This is a genomic window from Actinomadura sp. 1N219 (assembly GCF_044326405.1).
Taxonomy (GTDB): domain Bacteria; phylum Actinomycetota; class Actinomycetes; order Streptosporangiales; family Streptosporangiaceae; genus Spirillospora.
On sequence record NZ_JBIRAY010000022.1, the window covers coordinates 12,266 to 28,875 of the forward strand.

Genomic DNA, 16,610 nt, shown 5'->3' on the forward strand with positions numbered 1-16,610 from the left:
GGCCCGACGGAGCGAAGAGGTGGTGGCGAAGTGTCGCGGCGCAAGACCGAGCGTCTGCTCAACCTGGTGGTCTGCCTGCTCGCCACGCGGCGTTATCTCACGGCCGAGCAGATCCGCCGCGCGGTGCCCGGCTACCCGGACTCCGACGAGGCGTTCAAGCGGATGTTCGAGCGGGACAAGGAGGAGCTGCGCGAGCTCGGCGTCCCGCTGGAGGTCGGCAGCGACCAGCAGGGCGGCGGCGGCGAGGAGATCGGGTACCGGATCCCGCCGCAGGCCTACGAACTGCCGGACATCCATCTGACGCCGGACGAGGCGGCGGTGCTGGGCCTGGCGGCGCGGGTGTGGCAGCGGGCGAGCATGGCGGAGGCGGCGTCGGGCGCGCTGCTGAAGCTCCGCGCGGCCGGGGTCGAGACGGACGTGACGACGGCGGTGGGGATCGAGCCGCGGGTCAACACCCACGACCCGGCGTTCCCGGCGCTGTGGGAGGCGGTGCGGGACGGCCGCCCGGTCGCGTTCGACTACCAGGGCATCGGGCGGACGTCGATGGCGCGGCGGCATCTGGAGCCGTGGGGCGTGGTGTCGCGGCGGGGCCGCTGGTACGTGGTCGGGTTCGACCGCGACCGCGACGAGCAGCGCGTGTTCCGGCTGAGCCGCATCGTCGGCGACGTGAAGACCGAGGGGCCGGCCGGGTCGGTGACCGTCCCGGACGGGGTGGACGTGCGGCGCATCGCGTTCGACTGGGGCGACCCGGTGAGCGAGCCGCGCCCGGCGACGGTGCTGCTGCGGCGCGGCGCGGCGCAGGGCCCGCGGCGGTGGGCGCGCGACGTCCGCCCGGCGCGGGACGGCGCGGCGGGGGACGGGGAGTGGGACGAGGCCGTCCTGACGTTCCGCGACGCGGACCGGTTCGCGCCGTACCTGGTGCGGTTCGCCGACGACGTGGTGGTGCTCGACCCGCCGGACCTGCGGGAGGCGGTGATCCAGCACCTGAAGTCGGTGCTGGCGGCCGGCGGCCACCCGCCGGGACCGGCGGAGATCGGGGAGATCGACGAGATTGACGGGACGGTGAACGGCCGATGACGGCGAAGGCCGCGGCGACGACGTCGACCGACAGGCTGGGGCGGCTGCTGGCGCTCGTCCCGTACGTGGTGAACCGCGACTCGGTGGCGCTCGGCGAGGCCGCCGCCGCGTTCGGGGTGACCGAGAAGCAGCTGATCGACGACCTGAACCTGCTGTGGTGCGTGGAGCTGCGCGCCCCCGACCCGTACTGCCCGATCGACCTGTCCTACGAGGGCGGGGAGATCACGGTGGCGGAGGCGGAGTCGATCGCGCGGCCGCTGCGGCTGAAGGTGGACGAGGCGGCGGCGCTGCTGGTGGCGCTGCGGATGCTGGCCGGGATCCCCGGGCTGGACGACCGCGACGCGCTCAGCCGCGTGATCGCGAAGCTGGAGAGCGCGGCGGGCGCGGCGGCGGCGGTGTCCAGCCAGGTGTCGGTGGAGGTGGACGCCTACAGCGGGTCGTCCGACCCTGAGCGGACGGGCCTCGCGCTGTTGCGCGACGCGATCGCCCGTAACCGCCGTGTGCATCTGACGTACTACGTGCCGGCGCGGGACGAGAACACCGAGCGGGACGTCGACCCGATGCGGCTGCTGGTGGTGGAGGGCAACACCTACCTGGAGGGGTGGTGCCGCCGGGCGGAGGCGGTGCGGCTGTTCAAGCTGGACCGGATCGCCGACCTGGCCGTGCTGGACGTGCCCGCGCAGGTTCCGGACGACGCGGAGCCGATCGACGTGGACGCGGGCCTGTTCCGCCCGTCGCCGCAGGACGAGGCGGTGACGCTGGAGCTGACGCCGCGCGGGCGGTGGGTCGCCGACTACTACCCGTGCGAATCGGTGGAGGAGCTGGGGGAGGGGCGGCTGCGGGTGGTGCTGCGGACCCCGGACACGCGGTGGGTGCGGGGCCTGGCGCTGCGGCTCGGCGACCAGGGCCGGGTCGTGGCGCCCGAAGGGCTGGCGGCCGGGATCCGCGACGACGCCGTCCGCGCCCTCGCCCGCTACGGCCTGGCCTGAGCTCCCGAACGCCGGGGCCCGAGCCCCGTCCCGACCGGGTCTGAACCCTCGTGGCAGGGGCCTGGGGCTGGGGCGCTATGGCGGCGGGGGATTGTCGGCTACCGTTGCGGGCGTGGCGTGGGTAGCGGTATCGGTGTCGCTGGGCTTCGTCGGCCTGGCCGTGCTGGCCTACTGCGCGTTCCGGGTGTGGCTCGGCGTGCGGCGGTTCGGCCGTGAACTGGAGCGCACCAGGCGGCGGCTGGCCCCGAAACAGTCGGCGCTGCGCGGTGAACTCTCGCGGCTGGAGGAAGCGCGTGCGTCACAACCGTCCGAGGGGGGCGTACGATCGTCCTGAGGACCCGCGTCCGTGAGGACCCTGCTGAAGAGGATTGTCATGGCTGGACTTGGCACGACCGAGATTCTGATCATCCTGGCTGTGGTATTGCTGCTGTTCGGGTCGACGAAGCTTCCGACGCTCGCGCGGTCGCTGGGCAAGTCGGCGCGGATCTTGAAGGCGGAGACCAAGGGCCTGCACGACGACGATGACGACGGCAAGCCCGCCAAATCCGAGCAGGCGCAGGCCGAGCAGGCCGCCGAGCCGGACAGCGCCGCGAAGCCGGCCCGGGACGCGTCCGACGGCGGCGCGCAGCGTCCCCGCGGGGCGCTGGGCTCCGGTGAGCCGATCCAGGGCGTCCCGGTTTCGGACCCCGGCCAGGTCCGCAAGAGCGGCTGACCGCGGCCCGGACCCGCGACCCGACCCTTCCCGCCCCCGAGCCTGAATGCCGACGATGAAGCTGACCAGGCGCGACGCCGCCGCCCCCGACGGCCGCATGCCCCTCATGGAGCATCTCCGTGAGCTGCGCAACCGGTTGATCAAGGCGATCCTCGGCCTCGTGGCCGGCGCCGTCGTCGGATGGATCTTCTTTCCCCCGATCTGGGACTTCCTGAAGCAGCCCTACACGCGGATCCCGTCCGAGCACTGCCTGGAAGGCAAGTGCGACCTGGTCGTGCACGGGATCTTCGACGGGTTCTTCATCCATCTGAAGGTCGCGCTGATCGTCGGGGCGGTGCTGTCGTCGCCGATCTGGCTGTACCAGATCTGGGCGTTCGTCGCGCCCGGCCTGTACAACAAGGAACGCCGCTGGACGTACACGTTCATGGCTGCGGCGGTGCCGCTGTTCGGGCTCGGCGCGGCGCTGGCGTACCTCACCATGGACAAGGGCCTGAGCATCTTCATCGGGCTCGCGCCGGGCGACACGACCGTCCTCGTCGGCGTCCAGGACTACCTGGGCTACGCGCAGGCGATGCTGTTCATCTTCGGGCTGACGTTCGAGCTGCCGCTGTTCGTCGTGATGCTGAACCTCATCGGCGTCCTCACCCACGAGCGGATCCGCAAGTCGCGGCGGCTCCTGGTGTTCGGGGTGTTCGTGTTCGCCGCCGTCGCCACCCCCAGCCAGGACCCGTTCACCATGCTGGCGCTCGCGCTCCCCACCATCGTGCTGTTCGAGGTCGCCGAGGTGATCGCCTACTTCCACGACCGGCGCCTGTCCCGCGCCCCCGACCCGTACGAGGACCTCGCCGACGACGAGGCGTCCCCGCTCGACCTGGACGCCATCGACGCCGAGTTGGAGAAGGGCGAGTTGGAGAAGGGCGACCGCGCCCGCTGACCCCCCGCCGGGCCTCCCGATCGGGACGGGGCTCGCGGGGATCGCCTCCGGATTGGGAATCGGGCCGGTCGAAACCGTAGGCTCCAAGGTATGACCTCCCCCGACACCGACGCCGGCACCGGGTCGGCCGGTGAGACCCCGGCCCAGCGGTACGCCGCCTACCGCAGGCGCACCGCAGGGAACGGCCCGGCCCTGCTGGACTTCCGCACCCTGTACGACTTCGAGCTGGACCCGTTCCAGATCGAGGCGTGCCAGGCGCTGGAGGACGGCAGCGGCGTCCTCGTCGCCGCGCCCACCGGGTCCGGGAAGACGGTGGTGGGGGAGTTCGCCGTGCACCTCGCCCTCACCGGCGGAGGGAAATGCTTCTACACCACGCCGATCAAGGCGCTGTCGAACCAGAAGTACGCCGACCTCGTCCGCCGCTACGGGCCGGACAAGGTCGGGCTGCTCACCGGCGACAACAGCGTCAACGGCGAGGCGCCCGTCGTCGTGATGACGACCGAGGTGCTGCGGAACATGCTGTACGCGGGGTCGCAGACCCTCGCGGGCCTGGCGTTCGTCGTCATGGACGAGGTGCACTACCTCGCCGACCGGTTCCGCGGCGCCGTCTGGGAAGAGGTGATCATCCACGTTCCGGACTCGGTGCGGATCGTGGCGCTGTCGGCGACCGTCAGCAACGCCGAGGAGTTCGGCGAATGGCTCCACGAGGTGCGGGGCGACACCGCGGTGATCGTGGACGAGCACCGTCCCGTCCCGCTGTTCCAGCACATGCTGGTCGGCGCCCGCCTGTACGACCTGTTCGTCGACACCGGCAAGGGCAAGGACCGGCAGGCGCGGCTGAACCCGCAGCTCACCCGCATGGCGGTCGACGAGGTCCGGCGCGCCAAGGTCAACCAGGGCCGCCGCACCGGGCGGCGCCGCGCGCCCCGCCCGCAGCGGTTCCGGCCGCCGCCCCGCCCGGACGTGATCGAGCGGCTGGACCGCGCCGGGCTGCTCCCGGCTATCACGTTCATCTTCAGCCGCGCCGGGTGCGACGCCGCCGTCCTGCAGTGCCTGCACGCCGGGATCCGGCTGACGTCCAAGGAGGAGGCGGAGGAGATCCGCGCGCACGCCGAGCTGCGCACCGCCGACATCTCGCCCGAGGACCTGCGGGTCCTCGGCTACGGCGACTTCCTCGCCGCGCTGGAGCGCGGCGTCGCCTCCCACCACGCCGGGATGCTCCCCACGTTCAAGGAGATCGTCGAGGAGCTGTTCACCCGCGGGATGATCAAGGCGGTGTTCGCGACGGAGACGCTCGCGCTCGGCATCAACATGCCCGCCCGCACCGTCGTGATCGAGAAGCTCGACAAGTGGAACGGCGAGGCCCACGTCGACCTGACCCCCGGCGAGTACACGCAGCTCACCGGGCGGGCCGGGCGCCGCGGCATCGACGTTGAGGGCCACGCCGTCGTGGTGTGGGGGCCGAACGTGGAGCCCGCGTCCGTCGCCGGGCTCGCCGGCACCCGCACCTACCCGCTGAACTCCAGCTTCCGGCCCTCGTACAACATGGCCGTCAACCTCGTCGGCGCCGTCGGGAACGAGCGCGCCCGGACGCTGCTGGAGGAGTCGTTCGCGCAGTTCCAGGCCGACCGGGCCGTCGTCGGCCTCGCGCGGCAGGTGCACAAGAACGAGGAGGCCCTCGACGGGTACGCCAAGGCCGCCGAATGCCATCTCGGCGACTTCATGGAGTACGCGGCGATGCGGCGCCGCCTGTCGGACCGGGAGGCGGAGCTGTCGCGGGAGCGAGCCGGGACCCGCCGCGCCGAGGCGGCGAAGTCGCTGGAGCACCTGCGGCCCGGCGACGTCATCCTCGTCCCGTCGGGGCGGCGGTCGGGGCTGGCGGTCGTCCTGGACCCGGGCGTCGGACGCCGCTCGGACGGGCCAGCGCCGCTCGTCCTGACGATCAACCGGTCCGTGCAGCGCCTGTCGATCCAGGACTTCCCGCGCGCCGTGGAGCCCGTCGAGCGGATCCGGATCCCGAAGTCGTTCAGCCCCCGCAACCCGCAGGACCGCCGCGACCTGGCGTCCACCCTGCGCGCGAAGGTCCCCGACGACGTCCGCGGGCGAAAGCGCGTCCGCGGCGACACCGCGGCCGCCGACGACGCCGAGATCACCGGGCTGCGCGCCGACCTGCGCCGCCACCCCGTGCACGGCTGCGACAAGCGGGAGGAGCACGCCCGCTGGGCCGAGCGGTACCACCGCCTCGACCGCGAGACCGAGCAGCTCCGCCGCCGCGTCGAGGGCCGCTCCCAGGTCATCGCCCGGACGTTCGACCGGGTCTGCGCCGTCCTGGAGCAGCTCGGCTACCTGGAGGGCGGCTCCGTCACCGCCGAGGGGCGCCGCCTCGGCCAGATCTACAACGAGCTCGACCTGCTCACCGCCGAGAGCCTCCGCGAGGGCCTGTGGGACAAGCTCGGCCAGGCCGAGCTCGCCGCGTGCGTGTCCGCGCTGGTCTACGAGTCGCGGCAGCCCGACGACGCCGCGCCGCCCCGCACCCCCGCCGGGCCCGCGCAGGACGCCCTCGCCGCGATGGTGCGGCTCTGGGGCGAGCTGGACGCCGTCGAACGCGACAACCGCGTCTCGTTCCTCCGCGAGCCCGACCTCGGGTTCGCGTGGACGGCGTACCGGTGGGCCAAGGGCGACGACCTCGACGAGGTCCTCCTCGAAAGCGACCTCACCGCCGGCGACTTCGTCCGCGCCGTCAAGCAGCTCCTCGACCTGCTCGGGCAGGTCGCGGACGCCGCCCCGCCGAACAGCCACATCCGCAAGACGGCCCGGCGCGCGATGGACTCGATGCGGCGCGGCGTCGTCGCGTACTCGTCCGTCGCCTAGGGAGCGGGGGCCCGGCGGCGGGCGCGGCGCGCCGACAGGGTCCGGTCGACGCGGTAGGCCGCCAGCCGGACGAGGAACGCCTGCGGCGGGCGCCGCAGGAACCCCGGCGTCACGCGGTGGACGCCGCCCGCCGTCCGCAGCATCAGCGTCGCGGTGCGGCGGCGGTTGTCCGTCCAGGGCAGGCCGTACTGGTCGCGGAGCGTGCCGGGCAGCAGCGCCGCGGTGAGCAGCCGGAACACGGCCAGGGCGGGGAACAGGGCGCGCAGCCTGCGCGGCCACAGGACGGCGCCGGCGACCTCGCGGGCCGTGTCCGTCACCTCCAGCGACGCGAGCATGTCCGCCATGTAGGCGCGGAACGCGGCCAGGTCGGCGGGCTGCGACTCCAGCGGGCAGCCGAGGACCTCGGCGACCGCGCGGGCCTGCCGATAGTACTCCTCCGCCAGGCCGCGGTCGTCGGGGCCGTCCCGGCCGCCGCGGAGCATGACGCTCTCGTGGATGTGCAGCGCCGAGTCGATGAGCGTCGCGTTGACCCACAGCTGCAGGTCCGGGTCGTCGGCGGAGTAGCCGTCGCCGCGGACCGTCCCGTGGACGCCGCGGACCTTCGCCGCGATCCGCCCGACCTGCTCCGGCGTCCCGAACGTCACGATCAGCAGGAAGTCGAGCGTGCCGAACAGGCGGGCCAGCGGACGGCCGGCGAAGTCGCTGTGCTCGGCGACGCCGCGGGCCACGTCCGGGTGCGCGAGCTGCATCAGCAGCGCCCGCCCGGCGCCGAGGCCGACGAGCGGCTCGGCGGAGAGCCGGCGCAGCACGTCCCGGTCGGCGAGCCGTTCGACGAGCTGCTCGGACGAGGGGATCCGCGGTGCGGCGGGCACGGTGCCTCCCGGCGGTCGGAACCTGCGCGGCCATCCTCGCCCACTATTGACAGGTGGTCAATAAGGGTGCGGGACGCCGAAGGCTGCTGAAATGCCGGGAAATGGCCCCGTAACCTGCGATTCAGTGCCACAATCGGGGCGCCCGATCACCATTGAGGGCCGTGGGGAGCACGATGCGCCCGGGGGCGCCGAGGACGGCGCGCACCGCGCCGGCGACGGCGCGCCCCGCCGCTGCCGCCGCCGGAACCGGGAGCGGCCGCCGCCCACGAGACACACGAGAAAGGTCCCGACCCGTGGCCATCCGCGACAAGATGCGCGCCAACGCGGCCCCCGTCCTGCAGCCAGGCGAGAACGTCCAGGCGGTGTTCGGCGCCCAGACCACCAGCCAGTACTTCGCGCTGCTGTCCTACTGGATCATCATTTTCGCCAACGCCTACCGCGTCGTGGTGGTCACCGACCGGCGGATCCTGGTGTGCCGGTCCGGGCGGTTCCGCATGACGCCGGTGAACGAGGTCCTGCGCGAGCTGCCGCGCGGCACCCGCATCGGCCCGCCGAGCGGCCTGTGGTGGCGCTGCGAGACGCTCGGCGAGAAGCTCTACGTCCACAAGCGGTTCCACAAGGACGTCAACGCCGCCGACGGCGTCAACGCCTGACGCCGGACAGACCAGGGGCCTTCCCGCCGAGCGGGAGGGCCTCTCGTCTTTCCCGGGGCGTGGACGGCGCGCGGGCGGGCACCCTACGCAGGTCGGAGACGGATCCGCTGCACGGAGGATCCGGCGCCCCGGAAGGTACCGCTAGCGTGATCCCGATCACGCTATTTCCCGAAACGAACACGCAGGATGTGTGCATGATCGAGGCGGAGAACCTCACCAAGCGCTACGGCGACAAGACCGCCGTGGACGATCTGTCCTTCACCGTCGTCCCCGGGCGGGTCACCGGGTTCCTCGGCCCGAACGGCGCCGGGAAGTCGACCACCATGCGGCTGCTGCTCGGCCTCGACCGGCCGGACCGCGGCGACGCCCGCATCGACGGCGTCCACTACGCCGACCTGCCCGCGCCGATGCGCGTGGTCGGCGCGCTGCTGGAGGCGCGGGCCGTCCACACCGGACGCAGCGCCTACCACCACCTGCTGTGCCTCGCGCAGACCCAGGGGGTCGGCAAGAAGCGCGTCGACGAGGTCGTCGAGCTCGTCGGCCTCACCGGCGTCGCCCGCAAGCGCGCCGGCGGCTTCTCGCTCGGCATGGGGCAGCGGCTCGGCATCGCCGCCGCGCTGCTCGGCGACCCGTCCGTGCTGATCCTGGACGAGCCCGTCAACGGCCTCGACCCGGAGGGCATCGTCTGGATCCGCACCCTCATGCAGCGGCTCGCCGCCGAGGGCCGGACGGTGTTCGTGTCCAGCCACCTGATGAACGAGATGGCCGTCACCGCCGAGCACCTCATCGTCATCGGGCGCGGCAGGCTCATCGCCGACTGCTCCACCGAGGAGTTCATCGAGCGCAGCACCGAGAAGATGGTCGCCGTCCGCAGCCCCGACGCCGCCCGGCTCGCCGGCGTCCTCACCGACGAGGGCGCCAAGGTCACGCCGTCCGAGGACGGGCTGCTGACCGTCACCCACATGGAGGCGCCCCGCGTCGGGGAGCTCGCCGCCGCCGAAGGAGTCGTCCTGCACGAGCTCACCCCGATGCGCGGCTCGCTGGAGGCGGCGTTCATGGATCTGACCCGAGAGAGCGTCGAATACGGCGCGGCCGGAGGCCCCGTGGCCGGACCGATCCCGGGCGCCGGACCCGTCCCGGGCCCCGGGCCCGCCGCCGGAGGAGCCGGCGCCGCGCCCGGCGCGGGTCCCGCCGGGAAGGAGGAGCCGCGATGACCGCCGCCACCACCGAGGCCGCCGCGCGGCCCGCGGGCCCGCCCGCCCACGACCGTCCCGGCTTCGGACGGCTCATGCTCGCCGAGTGGACGAAGATCCGCACCGTCCGCTCCACCCTGTGGTCGCTGATCCTGCTCATCCTCCTCGACCTCGGGTTCACCGCGCTGTTCGTCGGGCTGACCACCGCGCAGTGGGACAATATGACCGAGGGCGACCGCGCCTCGGTCGCCGCCGACCCGGTCAGCTTCATCCTCGGCAGCGGGTTCTTCCTCAGCCAGCTGACCGTCTGCGTCCTCGGCGTCCTGGTGATCGCCTCCGAGTACTCCACCGGCATGATCCGCGCCAGCCTCCTCGCCGTGCCGCGGCGGCTGCCGATGCTGTGGGCCAAGGCCCTGGTGTTCGCGCTGGTCGTCCTCGCGCTCGGCGTCCTGGTGTCGTTCGCGTCGTTCTTCATCGGCGCGGCGCTCATCGGGGACAAGGCGGAGGTGTCGCTCGGCGACGAGGGCGTCCTGCGCGCCGTCGTCGGCGGCGGCCTCTACCTGGCCATGCTCGGCCTGTTCGCGCTGGCGATCGGCGCGATCGTCCGGCACACCGCCGGCGGCATCACCGGAGTGATCGGGTTCGTGCTCGTGCTGGCGCCGCTCGCCACGCTGCTGCCCGGCAGCATCGGCGAGCACGTCCACGCCTACCTGCCGTCCGAGGCGGGCTACCTCATCGCCAAGGCCCACCAGGGCGAGAACGACCTGCTCACGCCCTGGCAGGGGTACGGCGTGTTCGCCCTCTGGACGGTCGCGCTCCTCGCCGTCGCCGCGTTCCTCCTCAAACGCCGCGACGCCTGACCCGCACGCGCAGGCCGTTCACCGGCGACGCGAACGGGCGCCCGCACGGATCTCCGTGCGGGCGCCCGCGTTCGGGCGGGTCAGGCGTAGACGTCCTGCAGCCAGGTGCGCCACGCCTTCTTCGCCGGCTCCTGCTCGGCGGCCGAGCCGGGCGCGAAGTCGTGCACGGCGATCCCGACCGGGCCGCCCCACGCGTCGCGTCCGAAGAACCGGTACATCGCGTCGTCCGTGCGCAGGCCGAGGAAGTACTCGTTGCGGAAGTCGACCACCGCGTCCTTCGCCCCCGCGCCCGGCACGTCCACCCGGACCGTGTCGCCCTCGGCGGCGGCGTCCAGGCCGAGCGCGCGGACGGCCGCGTCGAACGACCCCTTCGCCATGGACGCCTTCGGCCCGTGGACGTCGGACTGCGTCGCCGGCAGCCCCGGGAAATGCGCCAGGTACTGCCGCAGGGTGTGCAGGTAGAAGTCGGTGTGCCGGTTCGCGCCGTCGTACTGGTTGTCCCAGTCGTCGGTGAAGATCCCGCTGTGCACGTAGCGGACCCAGGCGCGTCCGCCGTCGCGCGGCTCGATCAGGTTGTCGAGCTGGTTCAGCGACTGGGGGAGGCCCTCGATGCCGTTCGGGTCCTCCTGGCGGCTGGTCAGCCGGTGCGGCGGGTCCCACGCGGTGACGACCCCGCCGAGCCCGGCCGCGCCGCCGACCCGCGGCTCGTACTCCGCGGGCCACAGCCACCCCGCGGCGCCCGTGGTGATCGCCTCCCACACCTGCTCGGGCGACGAGTCGACCTCGAACTCGCGGACGATCTCGAATGCCTTGGCCATGACGACTCTCCTCTACGTTTTCGTGGTTGCGTTGCGTTGAGCGGCGTTGCGTTTGAGTGGCGGTGCGTTGAGCGGCGTTGCGTTGCGGCGACCGGCCGCCGGTCAGGACTCGATCTCTCCGGGGACGTCCCGCTCCGGTTCGGCGGCGGCCCCGGGCTCAGCCTTCAGCGACGGGTGGACGGCGATCACGACGCGGTGGCCCCGCCCGCCCTCCGACTCCGCGTCGTGGTACTTGCGGACCAGCGCGCCGACGCCGGCGGTCAGCTCCTCGATGAACGCCGCCCGGTCGGCCGCGGACGCGAACCGGACCTCCCCGTCCAGCGCGAACGTCGCCAGGCGCTGGTCGGCCCGCGCCGCGCCGGTGATCAGCGCGCCGACGTCGCGGACCAGCCGGGCCGCGAGCGCCAGCAGCCACCGCGCCGACAGCGCGTCCCGGTGCCGGTCCGGGTCCGGCTGCACCGACGCGAGCGCGAGCGGCGAGATGACGTAGGACGCCGCCGTGGCCCGCATCAGCCGCTCGGTCATGTTGCCCTTGCGGCGCTCGCCGACCAGCTCGACCAGCCCGTGCCGCTCCAGCGCCCGCAGGTGGTAGTTGACCTTCTGCCTGGGCAGGCCGACCCGGGCCGCGAGCGCGGTCGCCGACATCGGCTCGGCCAGCTCGGCGAGCAGCCGCGCCCGCATGGGGTCCAGCGAGGCGGCCGCCGCCTCGGGGTTCTCGATCACCGTCACGTCCAGCATGGCCCCATCATGGCAACCGACAATCAGATTTGTCAAGACAGAATCTTTTGTCGGAGCCTGGCGCGGGACCGGCTGGCACACATTGGCGCACGGGGCTCCGGGCGTTGTAGAAAGTCGTCATGAGCAAGCAGGCCGCCCCCGCCGGCGACGCGCACGGCGTCGACGAGGTCACCTCGGCGGTGCTGACCGCGTCCCGGCTGCTGGTGGCGATCTCCGTGCGGTCCCTCGCCGCCGTCGAGGACGCCGTCACGCTGCCGCAGTTCCGGCTCCTCGTCGTGCTGTCCTCGCAGGGGCCGCTCAAGCTCGTCACGCTCGCCGGGCTGCTGGAGGTCAACCCGTCCACCGCCATGCGGATGGTGGACCGGCTCGCCGCCGCCGGGCTGCTGGACCGGCAGGCCAGCCCCGACAGCGGCCGCGAGGTCCGGATCCAGCTCACCGCCGCCGGCCGCGCCATCGTCGACGACGTCACCGCCCGCCGCCGCGCCGACATCGCCGAGATCGTCGCCCGGATGCCGCCCGGCCAGCGCCGCACCCTCGTCGCCGCCCTGCGCGCCTTCACCGAGGCGGGCGGCGAGCCCCCGGCCGCCTCCCCCGTCCCGCTCGCCTGGACCTGACGCGCCCCGCCCCGCCGTTGAACCCGCCCCGCCGCTGAACCCCGCCGGGGCGACGTGCGTACAGCCCCGGTGACGCACCTCTCCTCGACCGGAAGGACGGCGGCGGATGCGAACACCCCGGCCCATCCCCGTGGCGGCACAGGTCGCGGCGTTCGGGCTCGCCGCGCCGCTCCTCCTCGGCGGCTGCACCGCCCTGGCGCGCCAGTCCAGCGACGGCGGGGCGCAGCCCGCGGCGGCCGCGGCGGAGAACGCCCGCCAGGCCACCGTCACCACCGAATGGGGGCCGCTCGGGCCCGCCGACCGCGTCCTCATCGTCAAGGTCAGAGAGGCCGGGCTCTGGGAGATCCCCGTCGGGCGGGAGGCCGCGCGCCGCGCCGCCCGGCCCGCCACCCAGCGCAACCTCGCCGAGATCGCCCGCCAGCACGAGCGGCTGGACGAGCTCGCCCGCGGGATCGCCGCCCAGCTCAACGTCCCGCTGCCGGACCGGCCGACCGCCGAGCAGCAGAGCTGGATGTCGGAGATCGGCGGCAAGTCCGGCACCGAGTACGACAAGACGGCCGTGGCGCGGATGCGGGTGGCGCACGGCCAGATCTACCCGCAGATCGCCGCCGTCCGCGCCAGCACCCGCAACACCCTCGTCCGGCAGTTCGCCAAGCAGTGCGAGACGTTCGTCCACACCCACATGACGCTGCTGGAGGGGACCGGTTTCGTCACCGTCGACGCGCTGCCCGACCCGCCGACCGTGACCGGCGCGCCCGAGCCCGGCAGCCCGATCCAGCGGCGGACGCCCGCGCCCGCCGCCACCTCCGTGATCAGGGGCTGATCGTGCCCGCGCGGTTCAGCCGCGGGCGTCCAGCTCGGCGAGCAGCGCCCGCAGCGTCGCGCCGAGCGGCGCGTCCAGCGTCACCCGGGCGTGCTCGTCGCCCCTGGTCGCGCCCCGGTTGACGATCGCGACCTGGACGCCGTGCCCGGCCGCGTGCCGGACGAACCGGTACCCCGACAGCACCGTCAGCGACGACCCGAGCACCAGCAGCGCGCCCGCCGCCTCCGTGAGCGCGAAGCAGTCCCGCACCCGGCCCGGCGGCACGTTCTCCCCGAAGAAGATCACGTCGGGTTTGAGGACGCCGCCGCACCGCTCGCAGTCCACGACCCGGAACGCCTCGACGTCCGCGTCGGCGAGGACGGCGTCGCCGTCCGGGTTGACCGTGCCGGGGGCCGCGGCGCGGGCGTCCCAGCCGGGGTTCGCGGCGCGGAGCCGCTCGTCCAGGCGGGCGCGGGGCGTCCGGTCGCCGCACACCAGGCAGACCACCCGGTCGAGCGCGCCGTGCAGCTCGACGACCCCGTCCGCCCCGGCGGCCTGCTGCAGGCCGTCGACGTTCTGGGTGATGATCCCCGTGACCAGCCCGCGCCGCGCCAGCTCCGCGACCGCGCGGTGCCCGTCGTTCGGACGCGCCGCCGCGATGTGCCGCCACCCCAGATGGCTGCGCGCCCAGTACCGGCGCCGCGCCGCCGCCGACCCGGTGAACGTCTGGTAGGTCATCGGCTCGGCCCGCCGCCGTCGCCCCGTCTCCCCGCGGTAGTCGGGAATGCCCGACTCGGTCGACAGGCCGGCGCCGCTCAGCACCAGCACGCCGCCGTCCGAGACGAGGTCGGCCAGCGTCCGCAGCCGCGCCCCCGCCTCCGCCCCGCCGCCGGCGAACCGGCTCTCAACCTGCGTCACCCCTCCATGGTGCACGACGCCGGGCGCTGGACGGGCGCCGGACGGGTGCTACGTTCCGCTGCATGAAGCTGGCCATTCTCGGCGGCGGCGGGTTCCGGGTGCCGCACGTGTACGAGGCGCTGCTGCGCGACCGCGGGACCCCGCGGATCGACGAGGTCTGGCTGTACGACACCGACACCGCGCGCCTGAAGGTCATGGCGGCGGTCCTCGCCGCGCTCGCGGACGGCGCCGGGAGCGCCGCGGACGCGCCGGAGGTGCGCACCGCCACCGGCCTGGACCGCGCGCTGGACGGCGCCGACTTCGTCTTCTCCGCGATCCGCGTCGGCGGCACCGCCGCGCGGGTCTGCGACGAGCGGGTCGCGCTCGGCCTGGACGTCCTCGGGCAGGAGACCACCGGCCCCGGCGGGATCGCCTACGGCCTGCGCACCGTCCCCGTCATGACGCGCATCGCCCGCCGGGTCCGGGAACTCGCGCCGGACGCCCACGTCATCAACTTCACCAACCCCGCCGGCATGATCACCGAGGCGATGCAGGCGGTGCTCGGCGACCGGGTGCTCGGCGTCTGCGACACCCCGTCCGGGCTCGGGACCCGCGTCGCCGCCGCGCTCGGGCTCGACCCGTCCCGCCTCCGGCTCGACTACGTCGGCCTGAACCACCTCGGCTGGACACGCCGCGTCCTGCACGAGGGCGCCGACGTGCTGCCCGCCGTCCTCGCCGACGACGGCCTGCTCGGCTCCCTGGAGGAGGGCGTGGTGTTCGGCCGCGACTGGCTCCGCGACCTCGGGATGATCCCCAACGAGTACCTGTACTACTTCTACTTCAACCGGGAGGCGGTGCGCGCCACCCTCGACGCGCCGCAGACCCGCGGCGAGTTCCTCGCCGCGCAGCAGGCCGCGTTCTACGAGCGCGTCGCGCCGCTGGCCGACCGGGCGTCCGGCGGCGCGGCCTTGGAGCTGTGGCGCGAGACCGTCGCCGCCCGCAGCGCCAGCTACATGGCCGAGATGAAGGGCTCCGTCACCGGCGCCGAGACGGCCGGACACTCCGGCGTCGACCCGGTCGACGAGGGCTACGCCGGCGTCGCGGTGAGGGTCATGGCCGCGATCGCCCGCGACGAGCCCGCCACCATGATCCTCAACGTCCGGAACGGGACGACGGTGGCCGCGCTGCCGCCGGACGCGGTCGTCGAGGTGCCGGTGCGCGTGGACGCCGACGGCGTGCACCCGCTGCCGCTCACCCAGCCCGGCCTGCACCAGACGGGCCTGATGCAGCAGGTCAAGGCCGTCGAGCGCCTGACGATCCGCGCCGCGCTGACCGGCTCGCGCCCCGACGCCGCCAAGGCTTTCGCGCTCCACCCCCTGGTCGACTCCGTGTCGGTGGGACGGCGGCTCCTGGACGGCTACGTCACCCGCATCCCCGAGGTCGCCGCCGTGTTCGCCTCAAAGTGACCCCGCTATTGGCTCGCCGGGGCGGCGGAGCCGCCGAGCGCGCCGCGGTGCCGGGGGAGGCGCCCCGAGCCGGTCGCCAGGGCCAGGCCCGCCGCCAGGGCGAACAGGCCGACGCCGAGGAAGGTCAGCGGCACGATCGTCTTCAGCAGCCGGATCTTGGCGGCGCCGTCGTCGGACTTCGCTTGCAGGGCCTTCCGCGACTCGGGCGTCATCTTGAGGTCCAGGTCGGCGACGACGAGGGCGCCCGCGCCGCCCTGCTGGGGCCGCAGCGTCGACACCACGTGCCGCTGCTGGTCGACGGGCGCGCCGGTCCGCGGGTCGATCCAGTACGTGGACTCCGACCGCTGGAAGCGGTCCACCGGCACGGGCGCGCCGCCCTTGGGGAGGCCGAGCAGCTCGGGCGGCACGGCGGGCAGGCTGCTGGGGATCTTGGTGTCCGGGACGCGCTGGACGAACCGGAAGGTGCGGACGCCGTCGCGCCGCTCCTCCCCGGCGAAGACCATCGGCCAGGCGCGCCGGGTGCCGGTGTCGAAGAGCTGCAGGCCCTTCTTCTCCGGCTCCACCGGCCAGAAGAGGCCGATTCCGGACTGCCGGACGCTCTTGTCGTCCTCCACCGCCGCGCCGCAGCAGTTCTGGAGCCGTCCCGTCCGGCGGTCGAAGGCGAGCCGCTGCTTCTGTATCTCGATCGTGACGCCGTTCGCCGTGTCCTGGACGACCGTGGTGGAGTCCCATACGGCGAGCCCGTCGTCGCGGGCGTCCACATCGGCCCGGATCGTGTTGGTCGCGACGACCGTGGCGCCGGTCCGCGGGGTGAGCTTCCCGGCGTCGAAGTAGGCGGCGCCGTCGGCCTGCAGCCGCGTGACCTGGTACAAGTCCGTCGGCGCGCCGATCAGCGACGGCGCGACGTAGAAACGCGCGAGGACGAACCCTGCCAGCATGAACGCACCGATGCCGATCAGGGTGAAACCGATGGCCCTTCGCATTGCGGCCTCCCAGGAACGCGGCGAAAGTAAAACGGGTGCGCGCACAATCCCACAAAGGTTGCGTACCTGACCAGAGCGGGACGAAAAGCATTTCTCATCGCGGTCGCGGCGGGTGTGAGCGACCGTTTACG

Annotated in this window: 17 protein-coding genes; 12 read left to right on the forward strand and 5 right to left on the reverse strand. The window is 73.7% G+C overall.

What is annotated here, in order from left to right; translation table 11 throughout:
* The first annotated feature begins 30 nt into the window (after positions 1-30).
* The 6 genes from ACH35V_RS39145 (at position 31) to ACH35V_RS39170 (ending at position 6,583) form a co-directional block, all read left to right on the forward strand.
* Complete coding sequence (locus tag ACH35V_RS39145) at positions 31-1,077, forward strand: helix-turn-helix transcriptional regulator (RefSeq protein WP_395979943.1); 1,047 nt, start codon at positions 31-33, stop codon at positions 1,075-1,077.
* Positions 1,074-2,066, forward strand: a complete 993-nt coding sequence (locus ACH35V_RS39150) for a helix-turn-helix transcriptional regulator (RefSeq protein ID WP_395979944.1) — start codon at positions 1,074-1,076, stop codon at positions 2,064-2,066. Before ACH35V_RS39145 ends, ACH35V_RS39150 begins: the two co-directional genes overlap by 4 nt.
* Before the next feature lie 112 nt (positions 2,067-2,178).
* A complete protein-coding gene (locus tag ACH35V_RS39155; protein WP_131971409.1) occupies positions 2,179-2,400 on the forward strand; it encodes a hypothetical protein in 222 nt (73 codons plus the stop codon).
* Between the two features lie 12 nt (positions 2,401-2,412).
* On the forward strand, positions 2,413-2,778 hold the full coding sequence (tatA, locus tag ACH35V_RS39160) for a Sec-independent protein translocase subunit TatA (protein WP_395979945.1): 366 nt from the start codon (positions 2,413-2,415) through the stop codon (positions 2,776-2,778).
* 55 nt (positions 2,779-2,833) lie between these two features.
* Complete coding sequence (gene tatC / locus ACH35V_RS39165) at positions 2,834-3,712, forward strand: twin-arginine translocase subunit TatC (protein WP_395979946.1); 879 nt, start codon at positions 2,834-2,836, stop codon at positions 3,710-3,712.
* Between the two features lie 90 nt (positions 3,713-3,802).
* Complete coding sequence (locus ACH35V_RS39170) at positions 3,803-6,583, forward strand: DEAD/DEAH box helicase (protein ID WP_395979947.1); 2,781 nt, start codon at positions 3,803-3,805, stop codon at positions 6,581-6,583.
* On the opposite strand, the gene ACH35V_RS39175 is transcribed toward ACH35V_RS39170, so the two are convergent.
* Complete coding sequence (locus ACH35V_RS39175) at positions 6,580-7,455, reverse strand: oxygenase MpaB family protein (RefSeq protein ID WP_395979948.1); 876 nt, start codon at positions 7,453-7,455, stop codon at positions 6,580-6,582. The genes ACH35V_RS39170 and ACH35V_RS39175 overlap by 4 nt on opposite strands.
* 293 nt (positions 7,456-7,748) lie before the next feature.
* Between ACH35V_RS39175 and ACH35V_RS39180 the strand changes: the two genes are divergently transcribed.
* From ACH35V_RS39180 to ACH35V_RS39190, 3 genes are all read left to right on the forward strand, one after another.
* On the forward strand, positions 7,749-8,108 hold the full coding sequence (locus tag ACH35V_RS39180; protein ID WP_138645430.1) for a hypothetical protein: 360 nt from the start codon (positions 7,749-7,751) through the stop codon (positions 8,106-8,108).
* A gap of 194 nt (positions 8,109-8,302) precedes the next feature.
* On the forward strand, positions 8,303-9,322 hold the full coding sequence (locus tag ACH35V_RS39185; RefSeq protein ID WP_395979949.1) for an ABC transporter ATP-binding protein: 1,020 nt from the start codon (positions 8,303-8,305) through the stop codon (positions 9,320-9,322).
* Positions 9,319-10,161 carry an ABC transporter permease gene (locus tag ACH35V_RS39190; RefSeq protein WP_395979950.1) on the forward strand — a complete coding sequence of 281 codons (843 nt, stop codon included), beginning with the start codon at positions 9,319-9,321 and terminating at the stop codon, positions 10,159-10,161. The genes ACH35V_RS39185 and ACH35V_RS39190 overlap by 4 nt, the downstream gene beginning before the upstream one ends.
* A gap of 80 nt (positions 10,162-10,241) precedes the next feature.
* Here the strand turns inward: ACH35V_RS39190 and ACH35V_RS39195 are convergent, their stop codons facing one another.
* Both ACH35V_RS39195 and ACH35V_RS39200 read right to left on the reverse strand, forming a co-directional pair.
* Entirely contained in the window at positions 10,242-10,979 is a 738-nt protein-coding gene (locus ACH35V_RS39195; protein WP_395979951.1) for a hypothetical protein, read from the reverse strand.
* 102 nt (positions 10,980-11,081) lie between these two features.
* Entirely contained in the window at positions 11,082-11,717 is a 636-nt protein-coding gene (locus ACH35V_RS39200) for an ArsR/SmtB family transcription factor (protein ID WP_395979952.1), read from the reverse strand.
* Positions 11,718-11,836: 119 nt separating this feature from the next.
* Here ACH35V_RS39200 and ACH35V_RS39205 point away from each other — a divergent pair, with 119 nt between their 5' ends.
* Both ACH35V_RS39205 and ACH35V_RS39210 read left to right on the forward strand, forming a co-directional pair.
* A complete protein-coding gene (locus ACH35V_RS39205) occupies positions 11,837-12,331 on the forward strand; it encodes a MarR family winged helix-turn-helix transcriptional regulator (RefSeq protein ID WP_395979953.1) in 495 nt (164 codons plus the stop codon).
* 106 nt (positions 12,332-12,437) lie between these two features.
* Positions 12,438-13,154: a DUF4142 domain-containing protein gene (locus ACH35V_RS39210; RefSeq protein WP_395979954.1), complete on the forward strand. Its 717-nt coding sequence runs from the start codon at positions 12,438-12,440 to the stop codon at positions 13,152-13,154.
* A 15-nt stretch (positions 13,155-13,169) separates the two neighbouring features.
* Here the strand turns inward: ACH35V_RS39210 and ACH35V_RS39215 are convergent, their stop codons facing one another.
* Positions 13,170-14,051: an NAD-dependent protein deacetylase gene (locus ACH35V_RS39215; protein ID WP_395979955.1), complete on the reverse strand. Its 882-nt coding sequence runs from the start codon at positions 14,049-14,051 to the stop codon at positions 13,170-13,172.
* A gap of 62 nt (positions 14,052-14,113) precedes the next feature.
* On the opposite strand from ACH35V_RS39215, the gene ACH35V_RS39220 reads away from it, so the two are divergent.
* Positions 14,114-15,496, forward strand: coding sequence for a 6-phospho-beta-glucosidase (locus ACH35V_RS39220; protein ID WP_395979956.1), 1,383 nt, complete (start codon positions 14,114-14,116; stop codon positions 15,494-15,496).
* Positions 15,497-15,501: 5 nt separating this feature from the next.
* On the opposite strand, the gene ACH35V_RS39225 is transcribed toward ACH35V_RS39220, so the two are convergent.
* Positions 15,502-16,479, reverse strand: coding sequence for a DUF3068 domain-containing protein (locus ACH35V_RS39225; protein WP_395979957.1), 978 nt, complete (start codon positions 16,477-16,479; stop codon positions 15,502-15,504).
* Between the last annotated feature and the right edge of the window lie 131 nt (positions 16,480-16,610).

Bases quoted from the DNA above. Each gene is read 5' to 3' on its own strand.
- ACH35V_RS39170 (WP_395979947.1), top strand. From the start codon at position 3,803: ATGACCTCCCCCGACACCGACGCCGGCACCGGGTCGGCCGGTGAGACC.
- ACH35V_RS39195 (WP_395979951.1), bottom strand. From the start codon at position 10,979: ATGGCCAAGGCATTCGAGATCGTCCGCGAGTTCGAGGTCGACTCGTCG.
- ACH35V_RS39225 (WP_395979957.1), bottom strand. From the start codon at position 16,479: ATGCGAAGGGCCATCGGTTTCACCCTGATCGGCATCGGTGCGTTCATG.
- ACH35V_RS39205 (WP_395979953.1), top strand. From the start codon at position 11,837: ATGAGCAAGCAGGCCGCCCCCGCCGGCGACGCGCACGGCGTCGACGAG.
- ACH35V_RS39220 (WP_395979956.1), top strand. From the start codon at position 14,114: ATGAAGCTGGCCATTCTCGGCGGCGGCGGGTTCCGGGTGCCGCACGTG.
- ACH35V_RS39190 (WP_395979950.1), top strand. From the start codon at position 9,319: ATGACCGCCGCCACCACCGAGGCCGCCGCGCGGCCCGCGGGCCCGCCC.
- ACH35V_RS39150 (WP_395979944.1), top strand. From the start codon at position 1,074: ATGACGGCGAAGGCCGCGGCGACGACGTCGACCGACAGGCTGGGGCGG.
- tatC (WP_395979946.1), top strand. From the start codon at position 2,834: ATGAAGCTGACCAGGCGCGACGCCGCCGCCCCCGACGGCCGCATGCCC.
- ACH35V_RS39185 (WP_395979949.1), top strand. From the start codon at position 8,303: ATGATCGAGGCGGAGAACCTCACCAAGCGCTACGGCGACAAGACCGCC.
- ACH35V_RS39200 (WP_395979952.1), bottom strand. From the start codon at position 11,717: ATGCTGGACGTGACGGTGATCGAGAACCCCGAGGCGGCGGCCGCCTCG.
- ACH35V_RS39210 (WP_395979954.1), top strand. From the start codon at position 12,438: ATGCGAACACCCCGGCCCATCCCCGTGGCGGCACAGGTCGCGGCGTTC.